Source organism: Enterococcus sp. 4E1_DIV0656, from assembly GCF_002140695.1.
GTDB lineage: Bacteria > Bacillota > Bacilli > Lactobacillales > Enterococcaceae > Enterococcus_D > Enterococcus_D entomosocium.
The window spans coordinates 2,657,832-2,681,078 of sequence record NZ_NGLF01000001.1; the positions used below are offsets into that span (position 1 = coordinate 2,657,832).

Here is a 23,247-nt window from a genome sequence, read left to right on the forward strand (position 1 = left end):
GTCGCATCCTGGGGCTGTAGTCGGTCCCAAGGGTTGGGCTGTTCGCCCATTAAAGCGGCACGCGAGCTGGGTTCAGAACGTCGTGAGACAGTTCGGTCCCTATCCGTCGCGGGCGTTGGAAATTTGAGAGGAGCTGTCCTTAGTACGAGAGGACCGGGATGGACTTACCGCTGGTGTACCAGTTGTCTCGCCAGAGGCATCGCTGGGTAGCTATGTAGGGAAGGGATAAACGCTGAAAGCATCTAAGTGTGAAGCCCACCTCAAGATGAGATTTCCCATTTCTTTAAGAAAGTAAGATCCCTGAGAGATGATCAGGTAGATAGGTCAGAAGTGGAAGGCCAGTGATGGTTGGAGCGGACTGATACTAATCGATCGAGGACTTAACCAAAAAGAAAAAAGCACGTAAACTCGTAGCGTTTTGATTTCTTCGATCCAGTTTTGAGTGAGCAACACTTACTCAATTGAATAGTGTGGTGGCGATAGCAAGAAGGATACACCTGTAACCATGCCGAACACAGAAGTTAAGCTTCTTAGCGCCGATTGTAGTGAAGGGTTTCCCTTTGTGAGAGTAGGACGTCGCCACGCAGTCAAACACATGTCTTCATTGACATGTGTTTTTTTGTTATTACAACGATGTATCATTTTACTAAAAACAATCACTTAAAATAACTTTTTATGGAAAAAAATGATACACTAGTAGTGAAGTATTTTTAGGAGGGATCATATGACTGACGATGCCAAAAAAGAACAAAATGTTGTTCAAGATCAAGACGTTGTTTCAGTTTCAACGAATGAAGAAGTATCCTTTGGCGATATTAAACAAGTGGCCTCAAAAAATATAGGTCAGATGCTGCAAGACCTGCAAGATTTTGAAGTCGCGATAGAAAAAGAGGATATTCCTGAAATTTATCGTATATATAATGGTCGATTGCACAAACAGTTAAAAGAAACATCAAATCAAAATCATGAGATTGATGAATTGTTATCAAGGAAGTTCCACGATAACTTTACCCAAGCTTTCCCATTTATGATGCATTGTGCCAAAATATCTCCTACGGTGCATTACTATAAGTTAGGAACCTATTATCATGAGCGGCCGACGATTGGTATCGATGCGAGTATTCCCGAAATTTTTGTTATCCCTGAGATAGATGAAGAATGGGAAAAGTTCCAACGAGGCAATCGTGAGATGCTGACAGCAATCGAACAGCAGATGGACAAGCTGGAAGCCAAACGGATCACTGCGTTATCAGAAGTGAAGGAAATCCAAAATCAGATCGATAAACTTACGGAAGCCGAAAATGAATTGACGGAATCAAAGGGCTTTTTCAATCGGACAAAAATCGATGAAGAACTAGAGCGTTTGACTTCTGACCGGAAAGCTCTAGAAGCCAAACGTAGAGAATGGGAAAGATATTCAAATAATAATGAAGAGGTTTTTGCTGAAAAAGAACGCCTGCAGCAGCAATATCAAACATTGCGTTTAAAGAAAGCAATCGTTGAAAAAGAATTCCGACAAATTGATACTTTTTTTGGTTCTTTTGAAGAATTCAATACTAAATTATTGGCTTTCTTAGCTCAGTATACGGGAAAGGAGCTGATTGAAATTGACGAAAGAAACACAGAAAAATCCTCTTGAACCACAACTGATGGATCAGGAAGAGACTCTAGAAGTTCAACCAGAAGAAGTCAATGAGGTCGACGAAAATTCAGCAACCAATGCGTCTACCACAGTTGATGATCGCTCTTTAGTAGAAGACAATGTAGAGGATGATTCTTTCAAATTAGTGGAAGAGGAAGCGGAATATGAAGATGATTACTATGCTGTAAAAGCACAAGATCATCAGCGTATCGAGTCTCTTATTGAACAAGCCGAAAATGAGCTAGCTGATTTAAAATTGCGAAAATCAATCATGGAGGCGGATTTCTCCGGGTTGCTCAACCATTATCGTCATTTGATCTTAACAGAACAAGAAATCTCTGTCATTGCAAAAAAAACCTTGCTTGAGTACTATGCCTATGAATTCTTGAAACCATTAAAAGTGATTCATTTAACAGCTACCGACAATTACGATACCTGGAAGACAAAGCACTTTAATGTCCGCTTTCGTTTAACAGAAACAAAAGAACTAGAGTTTAGTTTTAAGTTAAATCCGATCAATTCAAGTTACCAATCAAACTATTTGCCGCTGTTGACAATCAATTCAAATTCCCAGTCGGTGGTGGTCAACGATGAACAGATTTTACATCTGATCAGTCAATGGCATGCCGATAATATTTTCTCAGTCAATCAACTTTCACTGTTTAATTACGATGTAAATTTGATACTGGCTCATTTAAAAGAATTGGATTTTACTGTCTCGCCAAGTTTGATCGACAATACCCAAACCTTAGCTGTCGATATGGAAACAGATTTTCCTGTTGCAGCGGAAGTCCTTGACCAAATTTTCATCATCACGATGGAGAATCAGTCGTATGATTTTATCACAGAAAACAAAGGCGAGATCCTTGTTCTGCTTGATAAAAATCAGCGTTTGACGATTCATTTGTACACAGAATCAACGTTACTCACGATTGACTCGGATCAATGGAAGCGATCTTTATTGGATTTCTTCACAAGTTATCCGTTTTTGGTTCCGCTTGTCGTTCAAGGTGAAGAATAAATGTTCTAAATTGGTTAAAAGTGCTAGAATGGTTTTTATAACTATTCAGCACTTTTTTTGGAAGGAGCAGTATGATGATAAATAAAGCACTAGGTTTTTATGAAGGACGATCTTTAGATGATCCAGAAGTATTTATTGAAAAGGAATTTCCAATACCAACTTGTCAGGCAAACGATCTATTGGTGGAAGTGCAAGCTGTTTCTGTGAATCCAATTGACACGAAACGCCGCCAAACAACCACTTTAAGTGAGAAATTCCATATCCAGGGATATGATGCAGTAGGTATAGTACATGAAATCGGCTCAGCAGTTAATGGCTTTGCCGTTGGTGATCGGGTGTTTTATGCTGGAACCACACAACGACCTGGTGCGAATCAAAGGTTTCAAGTCGTTGATTTTCGAATCGCAGCAAAGGCGCCAGCCGGCTTTTCTGACGGTGATCTTGCAGCTATGCCATTAACGAGTATTACGGCATGGGAATTGCTTTTTGAAAAATTTGGGTATGTGCCTGAAGAGAACGCGAATGAAGGATCAATTTTATTGGTCAATGCCAGCGGTGGTGTTGGCTCGATTGCGGCGCAACTAGCAAAATGGGCAGGATTGACAGTCTATGGCACTGCGAGTCCTAAGAACGATCAGTGGCTTAAAGACAATCAAGTGGATCAGGTACTGAATCACCGCTTGCCGTTAGCTGAACAAATCACTGAACCTTTTTCAGCCGTTGCACTTTTTTATGACGCATCTGCCTATTTGCCACAATTAACAAAAGCAATCTTGCCATTTGGCAAAGTCGGAATGATCGTGAATACGAAAGAAGCGCTAGATTTAAATCCATTTAAAAACCTCGGCATCGATTTTTATTGGGAGTATATGTTCACAAAAACAGATGCTCAGTTGATGATTGAAACACAAGGGGGCATTTTGCAACGGATCGCCTCGTTGCTCGCTGACAAAAAGATCCATACGACTGCGGTCCAAACGTTTGATGGAGGAATTACCATCGAGACCTTAAAGCACGCTACAAAAGCGGTTGAGCAAGGAACGAAAGGAAAGACAGTGATCACTGGAGGCGTCCGCTAAATGGAAGAAGAGGAAGCGATGCTGTTTTGGGATGAATTCGCGCAAGAATATGCGCAAATTCAAAGAGAATCCCAATTGAAAATCGCCGAAGAGGCAGCAGCTTTTTTGGTGGAGCAGAAAGTGTTTCCGATATCGACCTTCGTTGACTTTGCTGCGGGCACTGGTCGCTACATTTCAGCTTTTTATCCTTATGTAGATGAGTATTACGCAATTGATTTTTCAAAAGAAATGTTAAAAATCATCGAAGAAACGATGGAAGATCCGATGAGCAAGCTCCATCTGGTTCAGCAGAGCCAAAAAGACTTTTTATCTGCAGACCAGCACTGGCCCTGTATTTTTATGGCAATGAATCCAGCAGTCAGAGACAAAGAAACCTTGCTTCAGTTTCAAAGAAAGGCCCATCAATTAATTATTCTAAGAATGATCGCAGAAGAAGAGAACGTGTTTCAGCCTTATGAAAAAAATCATTCAGCGAAGAACGATCTGAACCTAAATACTTGTTACAAGAAGTGGTTTTCAGAAGAAGCGATCGATTGGCAGAGTCGGCAATTCGAGTATATTTTGAAGGAAGAGATCGATCAAGAATTATTTCATCTTTATTTTGAGGAGGATTATTCATTGGAACAGCGGCAAGAAATGGTTCAACATGTCTTTGGTGAGGCATTGACTGTCGAAAGCCAAACGAAAATCACCTTTGAGCTTCTCTTAGCCTAGGAGAAATAACACAATGGACATCAAAAAACGAGATTCTGACATAAGATCAAGAAACAGGACAGCAGGTAAACTTCTGTTGACTGCTGACTGGAAACATCTTATGCTGGAATCTCGTTTTAAAGAGAGTTTGCTACAATAAAAGGTAGACGATGCTGCCTAATAACAGTAAAAAAATGACATTGACGATAAAAAACAGCTTTTGAAATGTTCCCGCTTCTTTGGGTCTGGCTTGTTTCAATAATTTGTACCCAATCAAATTCGCCAAAGAAGCAATCAATGTACCCAAACCACCCACATTGACGCCCAAAAGAACGGCTTTTTCTAAATCGGTGAAAGGAGCAATCAAAATTGCTGCTGGAACGTTAGATATTCCTTGGGAGAGTAAAATACTACCTAAAAAAGCGCGATGCGTTTCTTGAAAATACGGTCGAATGAGATCGGTGACCAGAGATTGGTCTTGAATATTCCCAACGATCAAGAAGAAGCAGAGGAAGGTAAGTAGTAACCGATAATCAACTTTTGCGAATAATCGTTTGTTGCTAAACCAAACCACGGCTGCGACGACAAGCACGGCGATTGAAATAGGGAGAACACTAAAAATACCAAGAATCATAAGGACAAATAATCCTGTATTGAGCAGCGCTGGCTTTTTTTCAAAGGGTTCTTCTTGCAGGGCGATTTCCAATGGAGTCTTTGGGATGAGCTGGATCGAAACAAGGAGTAATAGCAAAGAAAGTCCCACAAAGGTGCCGGTAGTCCACATGAATTGTGGCAGCGAAATCTGATAGTAAGAAAATAAAAATAGATTTTGCGGATTTCCAAATGGAAACAGGCTACTTCCTAAATTGGCTGCCACAATCAAATAGACAGCGCCTAATAAGACACTGGTGCGCTGTTGTTCTTTCCTCGCTAAGAGTAAGTAGATGGGCAATAATGTTAAGATAGCCACGTCGTTTGTTAAAAACATCGAACTGAAGAAGCTTAGCAAGACGATTGAACGGATCAAGTCACGCAGATTGCGACTTTTTTCCACTAATTTTTGTCCAAATGCTCGTAAAAGACCAGCTTCTTCTAACCCATTGATTACTAACATCAACCCAAACAGTGATAAAATCACTTTAAAGTCAATAAATGACCAACGGAAGGTGCCGAAAAAACACGCAATGAGTGCTAGTAACAGGGAAATCGAAAATAATCGATCCGTTCGAAAAAATGCTAACATTCGTTTTCCCATAGTTCACCACCTTTCTTCTCAAGAATTTTACCATTCCCGCGCTTTAGGAACAATAAATAACGCTTTTTCTATATAACTCAAAGGCATTCAGGCAATTTTTATAGTTGACAAACGACCCATTAATTGGGAAATTAGTATGTGAAAGGTGAAGGAGGTTCAAAAATGAATGTTATGCAGCTGCTTGAAAAAAATCAGCAGGTTCATTTTCAAATTTTAGCTGTTTTTTTTCAGAACGGCTCAGAAATCTCTTACAAGAAACTTGCAAAAACATTATCCATTTCCGCACCCACTTTGCAAAAAGAACTTCAAAATCTTCATCAAAATTTAGTCGCTTTCCATGAGGATGCGGCATTGACTTATTTAGAAAATGATCAAGTACAGTTAACACTTCCGCTTGATTTCTCACTAAAAAAATTCTTTTATGCGTATCTTTCAGAAGCAATCGATTTTCAGATATTGTCGTATTTGTTTTTTCATCGAGATGAGTCAACGACGAAAATGATGTTAGAACTGATGTTGAGTGAAGCTTCATTGTTTCGTCGATTCAAAGCCATCAATCAGTTATTGAAAGAATTCGACATCCAATTAAAAAATAAAAAATTGCTTGGGGATGAAAAACAGATTCGCTTTTTCTATTATCAGTTTTTTTCACAAAGTTATCCCAATGAAGAATTGATCGCTCGCTTGAATGCACCAGCCATCAACAATTTGATTCGAGTAATCGAAAAACAGCTACAGACAACGTTTAGTCAATCCGAACGCTGGAAAGTCGGGCTGTGGTTAGGTATTATGGAAGCCCGTTTTGATTATCGTGGCTCGCAGCAGCATGAAGCATCGTATCCATTGTTGAAGTCATTGGAAAATGAAGCGATGTTCCAGCTTTTGCGGAATATATTAGGACGCTATCTCAGTCGTTTTGCCGTATCCTGGAGCGATTATGAAACGGTTTATTTCTATTTATTTTTATTAGCTGAAGGCTTGATTCGCCCTTCACTGGATGACTCCTTGCAAAAATCACTTTTCTTCCAAGAGATCGATGCGTTAAATGGGGAGCTGCTGCAGGCAATTGGTGATAGTGAGAGAAAGACTACAGAAACTTCTACGGAATTATGCGTCTTCTTGACGAGTGTGACGATCCAAGCGTTGTATATTCATGGCGGCATTATTGCCTTTGCTGAATTTCAGCCGCAAAGTGTTGCGAATGAGAGCTTGATTGAAGTGGCACAGCAAGCAATCGAACAGTTGGAGAAAAACGTAAACCAGTCCTTTTCTCTTGAGAAAAAGCAGCATTTGACCAATGAATTGCTTTTGATCCGTCAATGGATTCAAGTAAAACAGGAAAAAGCATTTACGGTCGGCATTTTGTTGACTCAATCACGATTACGCAGTGGCTTTTTGCGGCGTTTTTTGATCAAAGAATTGGCTGGCTATCCGAATATTCATTTTGAGGGGACGAAGGAGAAGGATTATGATTTATTGATCGTTGATCATTCTGAGATCTCGGAAGGCTATCGTTATAAAAAACGATTGATTTTAACAGGTGGGGCAACCCCATTTGAAGAAGAGCGGCTTCATCAAATCGTGGATGAAATACGCAATGAGAACCTTGAAAGCGAGTTGGAAAAGATATGAGAATAGTGATTATTGGAGGCTCTCATGCAGGAATTGCTGCTGCCCGTCATTTAAAAAAAGTTGACCCAAAAGTCGATGTGATAATTATTGAAAAATCAAGCGTTCTGGGTTATGTTGCTAGCAGTTTGAATTTAGTGCTGGAAGGCTACATTCAACGATTGGAAGATTCCCGAACGGCAACTGCGAGTGAGCTTCTTTCTGAAGGAATCAATGTGATGTTAAACAGTGAAGTCACAAAAATCTTTCCGCAAGAACAAACGGTTCATTTTGTCACATCAACGGAATCTTATCAGCAAGAAGACGAAGTGAGTTATGATGGCTTGATTTTGGCGATGGGATCGAGTACTTTCCGTTCGGAGTTTGCCTCAGATGTCGAAGCACATATAACGACCTACAAAACCATTGGTCAATCAAAGCAAGCGTTAGAAAAAATCGAAAGTGCGCAAACCGTGGCGATCGTTGGGGCGGGTCTGATTGGGTTTGAATTGGCGGAATCTTTAAGTGGCCAGCAAAAAGCCGTTCATTTGATTGATCGAATGGATACCCTTTTGTTCCGTTATTTTGATCAAGAAATTGCTGAAATTTTGATGGCGCGCTTTCCAGAGAACTTACAAATCTATCTTAACAGCAATGTCGCCCATACGATCAAAGACGAGAAGGGTGAATATCAGGGAATCGAGCTTTCAAACGGAACCAAGATTCGAGCTGACGTGGTCGTTTATGCCGTAAATCCGCGACCGAATGTCGCATTGGTTGAAGACTTTTTAAAACTAAATCTCGATGGCACGGTATTTACAAATGAATATTTACAAACGTCTGACCCAGCGATTTATGCAATTGGTGACCTGGTTTCGATTCCTTTCAATCATTCGGATAGCTCTTTGTATATCCCTTTAGTGACTAATGCTTATCGGACGGGGATCGTTGCTGCCACCAATTTATTGGCAAATGAACGGGGAACGACGAAAATTCCTTTTCCAAATATGCAACGGACCGTCGTTAGTAAACTGTTTGGCTATTTCGTCAGCAGTTCAGGTATTAATGAGACCGAGGCACCGTATTACGGCTTTGAAGTAGATTCAGTGACGCAGACATTTCATTCTCGGACATTTTTCGCGACAGATGAGGATTTTGAAGTAACGTTAAAACTGATTTTTGATCAGCAAACGAAAGTGATTATGGGGGGACAAATCATTACGAGTGATCGTGGAAGTTTGGAGATCATCAATACGATCTCAACCTTGATCAATAGCAAGACGACCTTGCACCAACTAGCGACAATGGATTACTTTTTCAATCCAACCATTTCTTTCCCTTTGCACTTTTTGAATCAATTAGCCCTTGATGGCTTGTTAAAGTAAAATAATAACTCTTGATAAACCTGCGATGATCGTAGGTTTATTTTTTTTAATTACAGATAATCGGGAAAGACTATCGATTACAATCAGTGACTGGTATCGCGTATTGAAAACAGGTAGGCTTTTGTCGGAGATTGAATTCAACTGGTATCATGATTTTTTGGAAGAAGAAACTCAAAACGAAAACTATAAAACTCGTTCCACGACTAAACTGTTTTTACTCACAAATTCTTATCGATAGACGAATGGTGTTTAGGTGGAGGAGACGGCGCGTCATTTGCTTTTATCTGAAAAGTTACATCACCATTGCATCAGTAAGTGCTGGCTTTACAAGGGTTTCAATAGATGAAGATAATTGCAAATCTAAGTGATCTGTTATTGAATGATCCTCATAAAATGAATATAGTATGAGCGAGCATTTTATAATTAAAGCAATAAAATAGACAATATTGAGGTAAAAATAAGTTTTCTCGCAAGGATATAAGAGAAAAACATCACATAATCCTTTTCTTTACACACTCATTTTTTCGAAATTGCGATAGGAAAGGGATTTTTTTAAAAAAATTCTTGTGATTTTAAGTGAAATACGTTACCCTATTAAAGAGAGTGAGAATCATTCTCAATAAGGAGGGCGGGGCATGTTTAAAAAAATCGGATTACTGCTGATCTTTGTTCTTCTAGTGGGTTGCTCCTTGTTGGCAGGCACCCATGAATTGTCTTTATCAGGTTTACAGCAGGGTGATCCGAATCATTGGCTTGTTTTGGTAAAAGTTAGGCTTCCACGGACGATCAGTTTGATCATTGCAGGTGGGATCATTAGTATCTGTGGAAAAATTATGCAACACATGATGCAAAATAAATTTGTGGCCTCGGAGTCGATTGGACTGACGGATAGCGCCCGTTTAGGAATTTTGCTCGTTATGCTCTTTCTACCAAATGCCTCAAATTTGATTCGCACTACAGCAGCATTTGTGTTTGCCTACGCAGGTGTGTTGTTCTTTTTATTTTTAAGCCAATTTCTACCAAAGAAAGATCCAATGATGCTGCCTTTAACAGGGGTGATGTTCGGTAATATCATCGGGGCTATCAGTAGCTTCTTAGCCTATCGCTTCCAATTGGTTCAAAACGTTTCTTCTTGGCTGCAAGGAAATTTTGCCACCATTATGGTTGGACAGTATGAACTTTTGTATTTGACGATTCCCGTTTTCGGTCTATTGTATTTCTTGGCTTATGAGATCACGATTGCCGGTTTAGGAGAAAGTGCGGCTAAGAGTCTGGGAATCAATTACTTGTTCTTGCGTTTTGCTGTATTTGCGCTGGTGGCGTTTGCTAGCAGTATCGTTTTATTGACTGTGGGGCAAATTCCTTTTTTAGGGATCGTTATCCCAAATATGATCGGCATGGTTTTTGGGGATCATTTGAAAAACAATCTGCTTTTGATCAGCTTTGCCGGAAGCGCGTTCTTGCTATTGTGTGATGTATTGGCGAGAATCGTCATCGCACCTTATGAAATGCCGGTCAGTGTTGTTGCCGGCGTACTGGGTGGCTGCTGTTTCTTGATTTTGCTTCTGGGGAGGAAATTTCGATGAAGAAAAAACTCTTTCTTTTGTTGTTTCTGATCCTTTGTGCATGTGGTGCCTATCTGACCTATAACACCTATGGAAACTGGTCATTTGCTTTTGCATTAAGGGGACGCCGAATCTTGGCTTTTGCCTTAGTTGCAATCGCCATCTCCTTTAGTACCATCACCTTACAGACACTGACAAGCAATCGCTATCTGACCCCTGGAATTTTAGGCTTGGACCAACTGTATGTTCTTGTTCAAACCCTTTGTTTCTTTTTTATCGGAGGAATTCAGATGCTGAGCCAAGAAACAGCAACGATGTTTTTGTTTTCTGTCGGCTTAACTGCCGTTCTAGGTAGCTTCTTAATTGGCTTTTTCTATCAAAAAGCAGTCGCTGGGTTGTTTTTGTTATTGATGGCAGGGATGGTCTGTGGCACGATGTTCGGTAGTCTCAGCACCTTTCTGCAAGTGTTGATGGATCCAAATGAATATGATTTACTACAAGGTCGTTTGTTTGCCAGCTTTGGCAATATCAATACCCAGCATCTATTGATTGCTGCCGCGATCATTTTGCTAGGGAGTATCTGTCTGGTTCTGCTGATTCCAGAATTGAATTTGCTCCATTTAGGAAGTGGGCAAGCCAAAAGTTTAGGTGTATCTGTTCAATGGCTTCATAAAGGTGTTTTATTTTTGATTGCTTTACTGACAGGCACCGCCACTGCTTTAGTTGGTCCAGCAGTTTTTCTAGGCTTTGTGGTGGCAACGATCACCTATCAGCTTTTCCCAACTTATCGTCACGGTTGGTTGTTTTTCGGTGGGAGTTTGATTGGTTTTCTCCTGTTGGTAGGAGGTCAATTCCTAGTGGAACAGGTCTTTCAATGGCAAACGACCATCGGCACCGTGATCCAATTATTAGGCGGTATCTTCTTTATAAGCAAATTGCTGCTGGAAAGGAAAAAAACATGATCGAAACCAAAAATGTATCCAAGAATTATGCAAAAACACAAGTTTTGACGGAATGTTCCATAGCGTTGCCGGAACAGAAAATGATTGCCTTCATCGGGCCCAATGGTGCCGGAAAAAGTACCTTGCTTTCTTTAGTCAGTCGGATGTTGGATCAACGCACCGGTGATATTTATCTGGATGGAACGGAGATTCGTCAATGGAAGTCCAAAGAGCTAGCAAAAAAAATGGCTTTTTTGCAGCAAAGCAATCGCTATGCCGTCAATCTGACTGTAAGAGAGCTGGTGGCATTTGGTCGCTATCCGTATAACCGGGGGCGACAATCGGCAGCAGATGATGGGATCATTGATGACGCTTTGTCTAAGTTATCTCTAACCGAATATAGTGATCAATCGATTCATGAACTTTCTGGTGGTCAGTTACAACGAGTTTACTTGGCGATGATTTTAGCCCAAGATACAGATTATCTACTCTTGGACGAACCGTTAAACAATTTAGATTTAAAACACGCCAACCAGCTGATGAAGCTATTGACAACCTTGGTGGAAGACTATCAGAAAACTGTTGTGATCGTTTTGCACGACATTAATTTTGCAGCACGGTATGCCGATCACATCGTCGCGATGAAAGATGGTCAGATTTTTAAAGCGGCTGACACAGAGGCAGTGATTCAAGAACAACTATTAGAATCATTGTATGAGATTCCAATCAAACTGGTACAAGTGGATGGGCGGCAATTTTGCTACACCTTCCAATAAAAAATATGTTTCAAAGGAGGAAAAAATGAAAAAAATAGCAGTAAGTTTTATGAGTATTTTCGTATTAGCGGGGTTGACCGCTTGCGGCTCGAATAATACAGGGACAACAGATTCAACGGGTACAGCTCAAACCCAAGTAGAAGAAAGTACACAAACGCCGACAGAAGTCGAGATTACGGACAGCAATGGGACTGTCACTGTTCCTTATGCGCCGGAAAAAGTTGTTGTCTTTGACAACAGTGCATTAGATACGATGGATGCACTTGGCCTTGGGGATCGAATCGTTGCTGCCGCAACCAGCAATTTGCCAGATTATTTATCAGCGTATGCGGATGTTGAATCAGCAGGGGGAATCAAAGAGCCTGATTTAGAAAAAATCAATCAACTGCAGCCAGACCTAATCATTATTTCTGGTCGACAACGTGATTTCCAAGAGGAATTGTCTGCAATCGCGCCAACCGTTTTCTTAAGCGTTGACAATAGTGATACTTGGGCATCGATCGAAGCCAACATTACGACCATTGGTCAAATTTTTGGTAAGGAAGAGGAAGCGCAAGAACAACTAGCATCGTTACAAGGTCAGATTGATACCTTGAAGGAGCAAGCGCAAAATGCTGACGAGAAAGCCTTGGTTGTTATGGTAAATGAAGGCAATCTTTCTGCTTTTGGTCCAGGTTCTCGTTACAGTATCTTGTATGACACGTTTGGTTTCCCAGCAGTAGATGAGGAATTAGAGGCGTCGACACATGGACAAAGTATTTCTTATGAGTACTTGCTTGAAAAAAATCCTGATGTCATTTTCGTGATCGATCGGACAAAAGCGATCGGTGGCAATGAAAGCGAAAGTGAATTTGTTGCAAATGAAATTGTTCAAGAAACAAATGCAGGGCAAAACGATCAAGTGATTGAATTGGATGCTGCGGTTTGGTATTTAGCTGGTTCCGGATTGGAGTCGATCCAATTGATGATGGATGATGTCAAGCCAGCCGTTGAATAAATAGGTGAAAAAAATTAAGTAATAAGGGACACGCTTATCAGTTTACTGAGAAAGCGTGTCTTTTTATTCGAACTGTTTCTAGGACCTGCGACTGATTTTTGACAAGTTATCCAGCTTTACTTTACCTGTCGTAGTAATTGATTTATAATTAGTACGACAGATGAAGTAATTTAGGAGGCGATTGCGTGATCTCGAGTGACGGAATTCGCGGCTATAACGACGCAATCATTTTATCCATTCTTTCGAAAGAAGACTCTTATGGATATGAAATATCCAAGCGTATTCGTGAAGGAACAGATGCTTTATATGTGATCAAAGAAACGACGTTGTATTCCGCTTTTACTCGGTTAGAAAAACAAGGATTGATCCGTTCGTATCCCGGAGAAGTGACACATGGCAAAAAGCGGACCTATTACCAGATAACTGCAGACGGAAAAGCAAGCCTTTCGGAGAAACTATTGGAGTGGCAGCAGACGAAGATCGTCGTTGACCAGTTCTTACAAGGAGGAGACAAATGAAAACCATTCATGACTATCTAGACAGCTTATTTTTATCAGTACCCATCACACCGGAAACGAAGAAGGCAAAAGAAGATCTTTTAGCGATTATGGAAGACCATTACTTGGAACTGATTCACCAAGGGAAAAGTGAGCATGAAGCCATCGGTGCGGTGATCAGCGAGTTTGGTTCGGTGGATGAACTGCTGCAAGAGTTAGATGTTTCAAAAGAAGAAGAGCCGATTGATGATTGGTCCGATGCCATCACAGAAGACGATGCGTTTGATTATTGGGGAACTGTGCGGCACTTTGCTTTTTCGTTGTCTTTGGGAATCGGCTTTTGTATCGCAGCTTTTGCAGCTTTGATGCTTTTTGTTAGTTTCTATGCGGAATTATTTGGTGTAATGGTGATGATCCTTTTTATCGCCATCGGGGTTGGTTTTATCATCTCTAGCAGTTTGCACTTTTCCGGTGCTCGTAAACAGTTAGATGATCGTCCGATCAAAAGGGATGCTAAACGAGAAGCCGCTCAGCAACTCGCAAATTATGAAAAAAGTTTTCGAATTGGTCTCGTTTTAGGAATTGGCGCCTGCATTTTTTCGATTGCGCCTGTACTGTTAAGCGAGCTGATTTATTACTCTGTCGAATTCGGTATTGCGCTATTTTTCTTGACGGTTGCAGTAGGTGTGTTCTTTATTATTTATGTAAGTATTATTCGGGCAGGGTTTGCGAAATTGGCTTCGGAAACGTATTTTATTCGCGACGAAGATCATCCCGGTGATCGAGCAACACGTCATAAATATGGCGAATCCGCTGGTAGAGTTACCTTTTTTCGAACAGTCTACTGGCCAGTGATTTTGGTCGTTTACATGCTTTGGTCCTTCATGTTTCATGCCTGGGCTTACTCTTGGGTCATTTTTGTTATTGGTGGTGTTTTAGAAGACTACTTTATCGGTCAGACAAAAGCCAAAAAATAAGAGACATTTCAACCGAGAGTGCTTTCTTTACTTTTAAAAAAAGGAAGACTATAATACGCCTTGTAACTGAATTAAGCAAAAAAGAACGGCGAGAAATGAGATGTTCTCATTGCTTTTTTAAAAGTTCAGAATACAAGAAAAGAGGCAATGGATATGTTAGAAATTCATTATCTGAAAAATGGCAGCAAAGAAGTAACAACAGTTGAATCCCCGGAGCGCTTTCTTGCGAGCCAATACTTGGAAGTCCCACCTTTTCAAGACCATTACCCAGTCGAAGAAGTTTTTCTAGACGGCAAGCGGATCACGTTGAGGGAGCGAACGATCGGTGGATTGTTCAACTATTTCAATACTAAATAAAAAAATTGTCTTTTTCTATGACTCACCTTACTTTGCGAGGAATCATAGGAAGAGGCAATCTTTTTTTGTTTAATTGAGAATAGGAGATGTAATTGAGAATCTAACAGGTAGGAACTTTGCTTAGAAATGATTAGTCAAACTTATTACTATACTCCATTTGCTTTCGATAAAAAATAAATATGCTCATTTCTGAGGATGATAACATTTTTTTTGACTATTTCTGAATAAACTATTGCATTTTGTAGTTAGATATACTAATAATTAATAGAGATTATTCTCAAATAATTATTCTAATTGGAGGAAATGATATGTCATTAATTGGAAAAGAGATTGGTTCATTCGAAGCGAAAGCTTACCACAATGCAATAGCTGTCTCTTATACACATCTAGATGTGTATAAGAGACAGTTTCTGAGGATGATAACATTTTTTTTGACTATTTCTGAATAAACTATTGCATTTTGTAGTTAGATATACTAATAATTAATAGAGATTATTCTCAAATAATTATTCTAATTGGAGGAAATGATATGTCATTAATTGGAAAAGAGATTGGTTCATTCGAAGCGAAAGCTTACCACAATGGAAAATTTATCGATGTTTCATCAGAAGATTTTAAAGGAAAATGGAACGTTGTTTGTTTTTATCCTGCAGATTTCTCATTTGTTTGTCCGACAGAACTTGAGGATTTGCAAGACCAATATGCATCATTAAAAGAATTAGGCGCAGAAGTTTATTCTGTATCAACTGATACCCACTACACACATAAAGCGTGGCATGACCACTCTGATGCAATCAATAAAATCGAATATATCATGATTGCTGATCCTTCTCATGTGATCTCAGAAATCTTTGATGTATTAGACGAAGCATCAGGTTTGTCTCAACGTGGTACATTTATCATCGATCCGGATGGTGTGGTACAAACGGTTGAAATCAATGCGGATGGTATCGGTCGTGATGCTAGTGGTTTGATCGATAAAATCCGTGCCGCACAATATGTCCGTACCCATCCAGGTGAAGTATGTCCTGCAAAATGGAAAGAAGGCGAAGAAACTTTAACGCCAAGCTTAGACCTTGTAGGCAAGATTTAGGAGGCTCTCATGGCATTAGATAAGGCAATCAAAGACCAACTGACGCAATATCTAGCGATGCTAGAATCAGAGGTTGTTTTTGCGGCGACTTTAGGTGAGGATGATTCTTCAACGAAAGTACGTGAATTCTTAGAAGAAATCGCAGAAATGTCGTCAAAAATCACGATTCAAGCTGTAGCAAGTGAACGGACACCAAGCTTTTCGATCAATCGTCCCGGTGAAGAAAGCGGCATCGCTTTTGCTGGTTTACCGTTAGGACATGAGTTCACTTCATTTATTTTAGCGTTGCTTCAAGTAAGCGGTCGTCCGCCGAAAATTGACGAAGCACTACAAAAGCGTATCAAAGCGATCGATAAGCCATTACATTTTGAAACCTATGTCAGTTTGACCTGCCATAACTGTCCTGATGTTGTTCAAGCGTTAAATATCATGGCAGTGCTAAATCCTTCCATCAGCCACACCATGATCGAAGGTGGGATGTTCAAAGAAGAAATTGACAAGAAAAAAATTATGGCTGTGCCAACAGTCTTTCTAGATGGGGAAGAATTTGCAAGCGGCCGTCAAACGATCGAACAATTATTGGAAAAAGCAGCTGGTCCAACGAGTAAAGATGATTTTGCTGAAAAAGAGCTTTTCGATGTTTTGGTCGTCGGTGGCGGACCTGCAGGTGGAAGTGCAGCGATTTATGCAGCGCGTAAAGGTATCAATACTGGGATGGTTGTCGAAACAATGGGTGGCCAAGTGATGGAAACCCTTGGTATCGAAAACATGATCGGTACCCCTTATACCGAAGGACCAAAATTAATGCGTCAGGTAGAAGAGCACATCAACGAATATAAAGTCGATGTCATGAAAGGGCAGCGTGCCAAGGATATTCGTCGCAATGATGTCATCGAAGTTGAATTAGAAAATGGCGCAGTATTAAAAACCAAAACGGCTATTTTAGCAACCGGTGCTCGCTGGCGCAACATCAATGTTCCGGGAGAAAAAGAATTCAAAAATAAAGGTGTTGCCTATTGTCCACATTGTGACGGCCCGTTATTTGCTGGGAAAGAGGTTGCTGTCATTGGCGGCGGAAACTCTGGGATCGAAGCAGCGATCGATTTAGCTGGCATGGCAAAACATGTCTACGTTCTTGAATTTTTACCAGAACTAAAAGCGGACCTTGTGCTACAAAACCGTTTGAACACGTTAGAAAATGTGACTGTTATTACGAATGCCGCAACGAAGGAAATTGCTGGATCCGATCATGTCGAACAATTGACCTACGTTGATCGCGAAACGAATGGCGAATTCACATTAGCTGTGGAGGGTGTCTTCATTTTGATTGGCTTAATGCCGAATACTGAATGGTTAAAAGACCGCATCGTTTTAAACGAGCGTAATGAGATCGTGGTAGACAAACATGGAGCAACCAACATTGAAGGCGTCTTTGCAGCGGGAGATTGTACCGATAGTGTATACAAACAGATCATCACTTCAATGGGTTCAGGTGCTACTGCTGCGTTAGGTGCGTTTGATTACCTGATTCGCTCGTAAGTAGGTAAGTAGCTTATTATTTGATCTAGATCAGAAACGTCTCAGGAGCTTCTAGCAGCTTCTGAGACGTTTTTTCTTTGAGGGGAAGGAGATTTGAGGGAAGTTGACAGCAGGACAGTTTCTATATTACAATGAAAAAAACTCGTTCAAAAAAGAAAGAGGTATATTAATGAGTGTCGTAGGTATCTAATCAGCTAATTAAAACAAATAAGCAAAAACAGACTGTTTATTTGTTGTGCCTGTAGATACCGATAAAAATCGTTATTGATGAATCAGGTGATGGGAGACTATCGCTTTTTTTGTACACTTTTTTGGACGGGGATGTTACCGGGATCCTCAGGCACAAGAAAGGATCACTCATGAAGATACCTCAAGCAACTGAATTTGAACAAATTAAAGAACAAGTAAGTAAAAAAATAATCAGCGATTATGGTAAAGCACGTTTTGCCAATGAAAAACCAGCAGCTACGATCCATTCCGCCCAAAAACGAGTGTCTGAGACAACTGAAGCGATGGCGCTATTAGACGCCGGACGTCAAGTCCCTTTCATGGGGCTGCAGCATGTCTTACATCATACGGAGAAGATTGAAAAAGGCTTTGTATTGGAGCCACAGGAATTGATTGAATACGGAGACTTTTTACGGTCTTTTCGAATCATCCGTCAATTGTTTGAAAAAAATCAATCAATTGCCCCAAGATTGCATCACTATGCTCAGGGGTTGGCCGACTTTTCTGAAATCGCCGAAATGATTTTCCAAAAAATTCGCAATGGTCAGGTAGATAGTAACGCCAGCCGAGAATTACGGAAAATTCGTGGCATAATTGAGAAATATGAGGCCGATTTAAAAAAAGTTTTTGCAAAGTTTTTTAAAGAAAGTCGCTATCTGCAAGAAAACCGTGTGATCAAAAAGAACGACCGTTATACGCTGCCGGTACGTGCCGAATTTCAACAGCAAATTAAAGGGACGATCATCGAACGTTCTAATAAACGCGCGACTGTTTTTATTGAACCAGAGGCAGCTGCCCGTCTGAATGATCGATTGATTTTGGCACAGGCGGAAGAAACGGCCGCCCAATACCAAGTTTTATCAGAATTGACCGGGGCAATCGCCGAACAAATGAATGCAGTATTTGCCTGTCTTGATATTTTAGTGGTACTAGATATTATTTTTGCTCGCGGAAAGTATTGTCGGGAAATCAATGGTCAACCGATAGCAATTACTGAAGAAGAAGTTTTGCTTCTTGATCAAGTCCGGCATCCTTTACTGGGCACTGATGCTGTTCCTCTATCTTTAAAACTAGGAGAAGAGAACCGATGTATGGTCATCACAGGGCCGAATGCTGGTGGTAAGACGGTTGTCTTAAAAACCGTCGGACTCGTTTGTGCGATGGCACATTACGGCTTGTTTCCAGCGCATAATGGCAACAGCAGCGTGCCGTTTTTAAAAAGTCTTTGGATGGATATCGGGGATCAGCAAAGTCTAGAAAATTCTTTAAGTACCTTTTCTGGACACATGTCGAATATTGCACAGATCATGACGAATGCCAGCCGGAACAGTATCGTTTTGTTAGATGAAATTGGCAGCGGGACTGAACCAAATGAAGGGGCAGCTTTAGCGATCGCCATTATGGAATCGATCTATCGATCGGGGGCGTTAATGATCGCCACGACTCATTATGGTGAAATCAAGCAGTTTGCTCTTGATCACCAAGATTTTGAAACAGCGGCGATGGCTTTTGATGCCAAGACCCTGACGCCGAAATACCGCTTGTTGACCAATGCGGTCGGTGAAAGTAATGCGTTTTGGATCGCCGAAAAAATGGCGATTCCTGCTGAGGTCGTGCAAACGGCAAAGGACTATTTAAAGAATAAATCTTATTCTTTTGAGAAGCAGCCTTTTGAGACGTCCAGAAAACGAACCGATCCTCAGGAAACAAAGTCTGAGCACATTTTTCAAAAGGGAGACCAGGTCTTTTCAGCAGAGCATGAAAAACGGGGAGTTTTTTATGAATACTTGGAACAGGGACAAGCGAAGATTTATATTGAGAAACAATGTTTCGTTGTTGCTGCTCGGCGATTGCAACTGCTCACCAAACGAGAAGCACTCTATCCAGCCGGCTATGATCTAGATCAATTATTTTCCGATTTTGCCCAACGTAAATTTACCCGAGATATTGAACGTGGGTCTAAAAAAGCGCAAAAGCAGTTACGAAAAGCAGCGCAAGAGCGTCAGGCCAAACGATCATTGGATTGATCGGCACAGATATATTTAGAGCGGGAGTATAAAATCAAGAAAGCAGCTCTTTTTCGAGTTTTAGAAAAAGAGCTGTCTTTTTTTGAAAATGACCGTTTTTTAATAACGTGTATGATCGAAGGGAATCCAGTGATGGTCGAATGATTTCCATTGATTTTTCTTTAAATATCGGAAATTACTCGAAATATCTAAATTCTTTAAGAAAAGTTAAAGAAAAATAAAAATAACAAAGAATGGGTTGTATCTTTATACGAGGAAGGGTACCATTCATAGTGGATTGAAAATAACATATAACCTTGTTAGGTGAGGCTCCTATACAAACATAAGCTATTGCGCAGAAACGTCGAAAGACGCCAATGTGTAAAACAGGAATTGTCGGATTAAGGCTTTTCATAAAATAGCTAAGAAAGGGAACAACTTTCTTTACGTTGTATAGTGCTAAAACTCGGACGATGAGATTGCTAGCAAAGTCTGACGTCCTAAGAGAAGTGAGACTTTTTTGCTTTTCTCTTTGATGGATGACTAAGCTCAAAGGGCATAATAACTGGTACCGTCTGAACACCTACTCCAAGGCAAGAGGAGTGGAAGCAATGATAGAAAAAAAGAAGATCGATTGGCTGCTGATCATAGCTTATTTGCTATTGAGCCTTATCGGTCTTTTAATGATTTATAGTGCAAGTTCTTATCGTTTATTAACGAGAGATCAGCCGCCAGCAAGCTTATTTATGCGTCAGCTTGTCTTTCTGTTACTCAGCTGGGTGCTCTTTTTCATTATTCAGCGAACACGGCGTGAGATTCTGCTCAGTAAATATTTAGCGATCGGTCTGTTGGCATTTGGCGTCTTTACTTTACTATTGGCACGTTTGCCGTTTTTCGGTGTTTCTGTCAATGGAGCGCAACGATGGGTCTCGATTGTAGGGATACAATTTCAGCCCTCAGAGATCGTGAATGTGGGCATGGTCTTATACCTTGCTCATTACTTTCAATCAGCAAAAACTACCTTGCAGGAAATGAAACGTCCGCTTTTCGTTTTATTTTTGTGCTGTGTGTTGATCCTCATTCAACCAAAAGTAGCCGGCGTGATGATTTTACTTTTCTTGGCTTTTATCATGATTACCACGGTTCAGGTACCCGTTAAACTCACGGCTCTTTTGTTTGGCGGGTTATTAATCAGTCTGTTCTTGGTTGCTATGTTGATCCTCTTTTTAGGAAACAATGATTTATTGCCCCACATGTTTATGCATGTGTATAACCGAATTCGATTAGTGGGAGATCCATTTTCCGACCCATATAATCAAGGATTCCAAATGATCCATTCCTACTATGCTTTGTTCAATGGTGGTCTTACGGGCCTTGGTTTAGGAAATAGCATCACCAAGAAAGGCTTTTTACCAGTAGCAGAGACTGATTTTATTTTCTCCGTTTTAGTAGAGGAATTAGGGTTGATTTTCGGCATTTTTGTCATCGCTTTATTATTCGTAATCATTTTACGTCTGTTTATACGATCAGCGGCAATCGCAAATCCTCAGATTGGCTTAATATTATTGGGAACCAGCACGTTGCTGTTATTACAAACAAGTATCAATATTGCCAGTATTTTAGGGTTGATGCCGATGACGGGGGTACCTTTGCCATTCATTAGTTATGGTGGCTCCAGTTACTTTATTCTTTCATTTGCCTTCAGTTTATGCCTGAAACTAGAACGAGAGGAGGGTATACTTAATGAAGTTCCTCAAACGACATGAAGCAAACTATGCTTTATTGCTGCCGATTTTCCTGCTGTTTTTGTTAAGTATCTGGGTACAACATCAGGCTTCTGTGATGGATGGCAATGATCCTTCAGGGATTGTTTTTCGGCAGATCCTCTTTTGTATCCTTTCGGCGATTGCTCTTTTTGTAACGAGTTTGATTCCTACGAATTTACTCCTCCGCTTTTCTGGTCTTTTGTACTTACTATCACTTGGTTTGATGGCCTCTCTTCATTGGTTTTACGATCAAACGATGTTTGAACAAACGCACACCAAACGGTGGATCAGATTTGGTGCGTTTACGATTCAGCCTTCTGAGTTTATGAAAGTGGCCTTTATGCTCTTTATGGTCTATCTCACTCTAGTCTATGAGAAACGTAAAGCAGAACGAACAATCAAATCCGATTTGATCTATGTTACTAAGATCCTGCTATACAGCTTACCCACATTTTTATTGATGTTTATGCAGCGGGACTTTGGAACGAGTTTGGTGTTTATCGTGATGTTAGGTGCCTTATTCATCATTTCCGGTGTTCATTGGAAAATACTGACCGTCGTGATCGGTTTGATTGCCGCTCTTGGTGCTATTTTGTTGCTACTCGTATTCACGGAATGGGGCAATCGTGTGTTGTTTCGCCTTCACTTTTCACAATATCAATTGGATCGGGTGAGAGCCTGGGCAGATCCACTCGCGTACCAAGATTCCATCGCTTTCCAACAAGTCCGCAGTATGTGGGCGATTGGTTCTGGCGGCTTATTGGGGGCACCTGATACCCATACAACGGTGTATGTGCCGGTTCGGGAGTCAGATATGATCTTTACAGTCATTGGAGAAACGTATGGCTTTTTAGGAAGTACTTTAGTCATCTTCCTTTATTTCTATCTGATCTATCAAATCATTTTTGCTGCTTTAAAAACAAATAACAAAGCATCGGTCTATATTGCGATTACCTATGTGTTTGGTTTGGTTTTTCAAATTTTTGAAAACATCGGAGCGGCGATCGGTTTGCTGCCTTTAACCGGCATTCCCTTACCATTCTTAAGTCAAGGAGGAACCTCTCTGATTGCGATCAGCATTGCTATGGGAATTATCTTTGGGTTAGACAAATTTCCGATAAAAGCCAAAAATAGGTCGTATACATTAAAAGAAAGTAGGAGCTTAACATGAGTAAAACAGCAAAAAAAGGAGTGATAGGCGGAATACTCTGCAGCTGTTTTGCATGGCTGTTTTTCCTCGTTGCATTAGAACCGCGCTGGTTCCAAAGCATCGACAACCTTTTTTCCCAGTTGCCTCAATGGCGGACACCTGCTGTGGAATCGCTTTTTCTCCCACTTGCCAGTACGGCTACGATCATTCCCATAGCTGTCGTTCATTTCCTGTTAGCAAGTATTTTATTTATGCGCAAGCAGCGGTTAGAAAGTCTTTGGTTGATGGGGAATATGATTGTGATCAGTGGTGTTGGTCAAGTGATCAAGAAAGTAGTTGATCGACCGAGACCGGATTTTGCTGACAGTATGGAACGGGCATCAGCAAGTTTTCCGAGTGGACATACATTATTAGCGACCACGTTGATTATTTCTCTCCTCTTTTTCTTGGGGCAAACAGTTCCTGCCAAAAGAGACAAGCGTCACTTTATCCAAAACATGGCCCTATTTCTAGGATTGATCTATTTGTTGCTGATTATGATGAGTCGGTTGCTATTTGGGGTTCACTATCCCAGCGACTTGCTAGCAAGTATTTTATTGGCAAGTGGGATCAGTTATATCACCTATGCTTTCGTCTTTTCAATCAAAAAATATGTACTTAGGGGGAGATAAA

The 23,247-nt window shown here is 40.6% G+C and carries 20 protein-coding genes, 1 rRNA gene, 1 riboswitch and 2 other annotated features; of the genes, 20 read left to right on the forward strand and 1 reads right to left on the reverse strand.

The genetic code is table 11. The features are described 5' to 3' along the window. Positions 1–94 (forward strand) — a sequence feature (23S ribosomal RNA rRNA prediction is too short). A 19-nt stretch (positions 95–113) separates the two neighbouring features. Then, positions 114–376: a sequence feature (23S ribosomal RNA rRNA prediction is too short), on the forward strand. A 93-nt stretch (positions 377–469) separates the two neighbouring features. The 5 genes from rrf to A5882_RS12580 all read left to right on the forward strand — a co-directional run bounded on the left by rrf (position 470) and on the right by A5882_RS12580 (position 4,456). Further along, positions 470–585, forward strand: a 5S ribosomal RNA gene (gene rrf / locus A5882_RS12560). A 139-nt stretch (positions 586–724) separates the two neighbouring features. Next, a complete protein-coding gene (locus A5882_RS12565; protein ID WP_005236214.1) occupies positions 725–1,639 on the forward strand; it encodes a hypothetical protein in 915 nt (304 codons plus the stop codon). Continuing rightward, positions 1,608–2,663 carry a hypothetical protein gene (locus tag A5882_RS12570; protein ID WP_176462027.1) on the forward strand — a complete coding sequence of 352 codons (1,056 nt, stop codon included), beginning with the start codon at positions 1,608–1,610 and terminating at the stop codon, positions 2,661–2,663. Before A5882_RS12565 ends, A5882_RS12570 begins: the two co-directional genes overlap by 32 nt. Positions 2,664–2,734: 71 nt before the next feature. Continuing rightward, positions 2,735–3,742, forward strand: a complete 1,008-nt coding sequence (locus A5882_RS12575; protein ID WP_086372859.1) for a zinc-binding alcohol dehydrogenase family protein — start codon at positions 2,735–2,737, stop codon at positions 3,740–3,742. Then, entirely contained in the window at positions 3,743–4,456 is a 714-nt protein-coding gene (locus tag A5882_RS12580; protein ID WP_086372860.1) for a class I SAM-dependent methyltransferase, read from the forward strand. Positions 4,457–4,586: 130 nt separating this feature from the next. On the opposite strand, the gene A5882_RS12585 is transcribed toward A5882_RS12580, so the two are convergent. Then, positions 4,587–5,690 carry an SLC13 family permease gene (locus A5882_RS12585; RefSeq protein WP_061054070.1) on the reverse strand — a complete coding sequence of 368 codons (1,104 nt, stop codon included), beginning with the start codon at positions 5,688–5,690 and terminating at the stop codon, positions 4,587–4,589. A 162-nt stretch (positions 5,691–5,852) separates the two neighbouring features. Here A5882_RS12585 and A5882_RS12590 point away from each other — a divergent pair, with 162 nt between their 5' ends. The 15 genes from A5882_RS12590 to A5882_RS12660 all read left to right on the forward strand — a co-directional run bounded on the left by A5882_RS12590 (position 5,853) and on the right by A5882_RS12660 (position 23,246). Beyond that, on the forward strand, positions 5,853–7,322 hold the full coding sequence (locus A5882_RS12590) for a helix-turn-helix domain-containing protein (RefSeq protein ID WP_008381983.1): 1,470 nt from the start codon (positions 5,853–5,855) through the stop codon (positions 7,320–7,322). Continuing rightward, positions 7,319–8,683: an FAD-dependent oxidoreductase gene (locus A5882_RS12595; RefSeq protein WP_061054071.1), complete on the forward strand. Its 1,365-nt coding sequence runs from the start codon at positions 7,319–7,321 to the stop codon at positions 8,681–8,683. Before A5882_RS12590 ends, A5882_RS12595 begins: the two co-directional genes overlap by 4 nt. A 635-nt stretch (positions 8,684–9,318) precedes the next feature. After that, a complete protein-coding gene (locus A5882_RS12600; protein WP_008381981.1) occupies positions 9,319–10,269 on the forward strand; it encodes an ABC transporter permease in 951 nt (316 codons plus the stop codon). After that, positions 10,266–11,210, forward strand: a complete 945-nt coding sequence (locus tag A5882_RS12605) for an iron chelate uptake ABC transporter family permease subunit (RefSeq protein ID WP_061054072.1) — start codon at positions 10,266–10,268, stop codon at positions 11,208–11,210. Before A5882_RS12600 ends, A5882_RS12605 begins: the two co-directional genes overlap by 4 nt. Beyond that, the gene (locus tag A5882_RS12610; protein ID WP_008381979.1) at positions 11,207–11,965 is read left to right on the forward strand and encodes an ABC transporter ATP-binding protein; all 759 of its coding nucleotides are present in this window, start codon (positions 11,207–11,209) and stop codon (positions 11,963–11,965) included. Before A5882_RS12605 ends, A5882_RS12610 begins: the two co-directional genes overlap by 4 nt. A 25-nt stretch (positions 11,966–11,990) precedes the next feature. Further along, positions 11,991–12,962 (forward strand): siderophore ABC transporter substrate-binding protein, encoded by a 972-nt coding sequence (locus A5882_RS12615; RefSeq protein ID WP_008381977.1) that lies wholly within the window; start codon positions 11,991–11,993, stop codon positions 12,960–12,962. Positions 12,963–13,147: 185 nt separating this feature from the next. Then, positions 13,148–13,480: a PadR family transcriptional regulator gene (locus A5882_RS12620; protein WP_016612097.1), complete on the forward strand. Its 333-nt coding sequence runs from the start codon at positions 13,148–13,150 to the stop codon at positions 13,478–13,480. After that, positions 13,477–14,436, forward strand: coding sequence for a permease prefix domain 1-containing protein (locus tag A5882_RS12625; protein WP_061054073.1), 960 nt, complete (start codon positions 13,477–13,479; stop codon positions 14,434–14,436). Before A5882_RS12620 ends, A5882_RS12625 begins: the two co-directional genes overlap by 4 nt. Positions 14,437–14,589: 153 nt before the next feature. After that, entirely contained in the window at positions 14,590–14,793 is a 204-nt protein-coding gene (locus A5882_RS12630) for a hypothetical protein (RefSeq protein ID WP_034871989.1), read from the forward strand. Positions 14,794–15,322: 529 nt separating this feature from the next. Further along, positions 15,323–15,886 carry an alkyl hydroperoxide reductase subunit C gene (gene ahpC, locus A5882_RS12635; protein ID WP_005226227.1) on the forward strand — a complete coding sequence of 188 codons (564 nt, stop codon included), beginning with the start codon at positions 15,323–15,325 and terminating at the stop codon, positions 15,884–15,886. 9 nt (positions 15,887–15,895) lie between these two features. Beyond that, entirely contained in the window at positions 15,896–17,425 is a 1,530-nt protein-coding gene (gene ahpF, locus A5882_RS12640; protein WP_061054074.1) for an alkyl hydroperoxide reductase subunit F, read from the forward strand. 359 nt (positions 17,426–17,784) lie between these two features. Continuing rightward, positions 17,785–19,680, forward strand: coding sequence for a mannonate oxidoreductase (locus A5882_RS12645; RefSeq protein ID WP_086372861.1), 1,896 nt, complete (start codon positions 17,785–17,787; stop codon positions 19,678–19,680). 288 nt (positions 19,681–19,968) lie between these two features. Beyond that, positions 19,969–20,144, forward strand: a riboswitch (M-box (ykoK) riboswitch). A 126-nt stretch (positions 20,145–20,270) separates the two neighbouring features. Next, positions 20,271–21,425: an FtsW/RodA/SpoVE family cell cycle protein gene (locus A5882_RS12650; RefSeq protein WP_176462029.1), complete on the forward strand. Its 1,155-nt coding sequence runs from the start codon at positions 20,271–20,273 to the stop codon at positions 21,423–21,425. After that, a complete protein-coding gene (locus tag A5882_RS12655) occupies positions 21,403–22,596 on the forward strand; it encodes an FtsW/RodA/SpoVE family cell cycle protein (protein ID WP_086372863.1) in 1,194 nt (397 codons plus the stop codon). The genes A5882_RS12650 and A5882_RS12655 overlap by 23 nt, the downstream gene beginning before the upstream one ends. Beyond that, entirely contained in the window at positions 22,593–23,246 is a 654-nt protein-coding gene (locus tag A5882_RS12660; RefSeq protein ID WP_086372864.1) for a phosphatase PAP2 family protein, read from the forward strand. Before A5882_RS12655 ends, A5882_RS12660 begins: the two co-directional genes overlap by 4 nt. Position 23,247 lies beyond the last annotated feature (1 nt).